Source organism: Flavobacterium niveum, assembly GCF_055231775.1.
In genome coordinates, this window is record NZ_JBUYSX010000013.1 from 1 (window position 1) to 3,584 (window position 3,584).

A 3,584-nucleotide genomic window follows, 5' to 3' on the forward strand; every position below is an offset into this window, starting at 1 on the left:
TAACCCGGTTCGCTCACCGGTGTTGCAGGGCCTGATTCAAATACCTCGAAGCCTGTGATTGGGTCCGACTGGCAGCTGTCTGCGCTCCATACCGTAACGGTATAGATACCGGCTTCTACGGCTGCGTAGTCCTGGCCTGTGGCACCCGCTATGGCTACGCCGTCCTTGTACCACTGGTAGGTATAGCCTGCTGCTGCTGCATTGCTGTACAGCGTAAGGGTTTTAAGCGGGGTGCGGTCTGGGTAGCTTAAACATACGTAGATGTCGTCATCCTCACTGCTGATTGATGGCTCCGGCAGGATGCCTACGCTCACCTCAAAGCTGGTAACATCCCTGCACGGTGCTGTAGTTGACAGGTTGGTTACCACTGCCCACACCGTTTGTGGGTTGCTGGTGTTTACAAACGCTGCCGGGGTAGCGATGTAGTCCGCAGATGTCGTGTCGGCTGCTTCTGCTGCTGCCTGGCTGGTGTAGTAGTCTACACTGAAGCCGCTGGCAGGCTGGCTGCCCAGTATGTCGGCGTTTTGTACCGTAAGGTCAAACGCTGTGTAGTATCCGTCGTTGGTACCGTCGTAGTCGCATTCAAACAGGGCGTTGGCCGTGTTGGCTACTGCGGCCTGCTCGGCATACAGGAACATGGTGGCAAGGATAAAACACTCCGTGTCTTTATTCTGTACGTATACCAGTACCGGCTGCGCGTTCGGCGTGGTGTTGGTGTACACGTGCGGCAGTGCCGTACCTGCGTTGTATGCTGCCATGTCGTAGTAGAACCTTATGGTATAATCCAGCGGGTCCAGCCCTGCCTGGGTAAGGATGTTGCTTACGTGGTCCATCATGTAGAACGTAGCTGTACCTGTACTCGCCGGCGAGCATATCGCATAAGGGTATACCTGGCCTGCGCTGTTGAATACCGGTGGCAGCGGGTTCACCACAAGTGGCAGTGCTACTACCTGCACACAGCCCGGGTCGCTTGGCTCACTGCCAATCAGGCTGATCCTTGCCCATACCGTGTCGGCCCATGCCGTGGTGTTGCTGTAGGTTGTTGGGGTAGCTATGTATTCTGCTACTGTGGTATCACCGGCCCAGGCGGCTGCCTCGGTGGTGTAGTACGCTATCTGGCTCTGGCTGTCGTTGGCCAGGATGTTGTTGTCCGCTTCGGTAAGGTCGAATACCTCGATACCGTCACCCGGGGTGGTTACGTCACACAGCTCCAGTGCCTCCGGCGATGTATTCGGTGTCGGAAGCGGGGTTACCCTTAGGGTCAGGAAGCTGTAGCTCTCACAGCCCTCAGGGGTGGTTACCCTTACGTACAGGTCTTGTGGGTTTACAATGTTGGTATAGCCCTCCGGTGTGGTAATCGGGGTGTTGTTCTCCATGGCTGCTTCGCTCTCGAAGTATTCTACAACATTGCCCTCACCTATGCCGTATGGCGTCAGGATGTAATCGTTTTTCGTAGTAAGGTCAAAGCTTGTAAACCCGTCGTTCGGAAGGTCTTCGTCACACTTGGTGTATACCGTTGGTGTGGCAAGTTCCTGTGGCTCGCTTACGTTAAGCTCGAAGCTCGATACCTGGTAACACTCGGTACCCGGTACTTCTATCCTCACCCAGATGGTTTGCCCGTCGGTACCGAAGTAGCTTTGCGGCACGGTAATCCTCGGGGTACCGGCTTCTGCCCAGTCCTCCTGTGCAAAGTAGTGTATGGTATACGTGCCTGCGGCTACCTGTAGCTGGGCCTCGATTACCGCGTTTTGTGCCGTAAGGTCAAACACCATCTGGCCGTCGTAGTTGTCGCTGTCCTCATCGTCACACTGGGTAAGGTCAGGCAGCGATACTACAAGCGGTGCAGGGGCTACCACAAGGTTTAGTGCATACACGCTGCTCTTACAGCCGGTTACCGTATTGGTGGCTACTACATAAATCGTCTGGTTGTAGGCTACCTGGTTCTGGTAGTTGGCTGTGTTGCTTATCGGGTTGTAGCCAAGGGCTGCATCCTGGGCCGTGTGGTAGAACGCTACGGTAAGGCCTACACCGTTATTTATCATGCCCTCTGTTAAGGCATCAAGGTCGAAGTTGCCATAGCCCGAACCGTTGGTGTCACATACTGTAAGGTCTGCTGCCGTTGGAAGGGTAAGCTGCGGTAGCGGCTCTACCCTGATGTCCATAAGCACTATCCTGTAACAGCCCGTATCGTTGTCGGTTACCCTCACAAAGATTGGCTCCACCCCATTTACAATGTTCTGGTAGCTTGCAGGGTTCGTGATTGGGTTTGTCATGGCTACCGCATCGGCGTTGGTGTGGTAGAAGGTTACTTCTACTCCATCCACCCCACCGGTGATTTCTGCTATTTTGCTCGTCAGGTCAAAGATTTCTTTCTCATCGCCCGGTGCATTCACGTCACAAAGGCTGTACGGTGCCGGCTGGTTTACCTCCGGCAGCGGGTTCACCACAAGGTTCAGCGCTACGATGTCGTAGCAGCCCGTGGCGTTATTGGTTACCCTGATGTAGACTGTGCCGGTTTGTGATTGGTACAGTGCAGGGTTTTGTATCGCATTGGTCCCAAGTTGGGCTTCACTTTGTGTCTGGTGGTAGCTTACGCTGTACTGCGCAGGGTCCATGGTGTTAAGCACCGTGGCCTGGTAGGTCGTTAGGTCGAAAATCGCAATACCGTCGGTATCATCCTGGCCGTTGTCGCACATCGGGAAGTCTTCCAATGGGTCGGTGGCTACCGGTACAGGGTGTACAATCAGCTGCAGCTCTACTACATCGTAACAATCTGTCGTTTCTGAGTGTACCGTGATGTACAGCGGCTGGATGCCGCCTGTGGTATTGGCCAGTACGTTGGTGTATTCGGTGATGTTGCCGGTTAACGGGTTACTGCCCGCTCCGTTGTTAAAGTTCGCGTCTTCTTCAGTCTCGTGGATGCTCAGCCATACGCCACTGCCCATAGCCGCCTGGATTTCATCCAGCGCTTCCTGAAGGTTGAAGGTGGTTACAAAATCGTTGTTGAAGTCACACTCCTCAAGTGGTGTCGGTGTTGGTGCTATCGGCGCTGGCTGCACGTCAAGGCTTACTGCTGCGATGATATCACAACCCGTTACCACATCGGTTACCAAGGCGTAAATCGTGGTGTCTGCTGTTAAATATGGTGCATCCGTAGGGATCAGCTGTGTTGTGGCTGCATCGGCATAGTACGCTACCGAATAGCCCGGCTGCCCGCTGGTGATTACCGGGGTTACCAGTGTAAGGTCAAACAAGCCTTCGCCCGGGTTTTCTTCACACGCATAGAATACCGGCGTGGTTAAATCCGCTTGCGGAAGCGGGTTAACAATCAGCTTAAAGCTGTCGGTATCCCAACAACCGTGTACTGTTTCTACCCTTACCCAGATCTGTTGCTCATCCGGCGTGGTGTTCTGGAACGCCGTAGGGTTCTGTATCCAGTTTACTCCTTGCTGGGCATCGGTGTTGCTCGTGTAGTACGTTACCGTATCAGTCGCATCCGTTGTCGCTTCTGTATTCTTCGTCGTTAAGTCAAATGTCTCAACGCCATCCAGTGCAGGGGCTGTATCGTCACACAAAATGTAATC

Annotated in this window: 1 pseudogene; it reads right to left on the reverse strand. The window is 54.0% G+C overall.

Annotated features, from left to right (window positions below):
• Window positions 1-3,584: pseudogene (locus tag ACZIX4_RS19895) on the reverse strand (hypothetical protein); the annotation flags it as partial.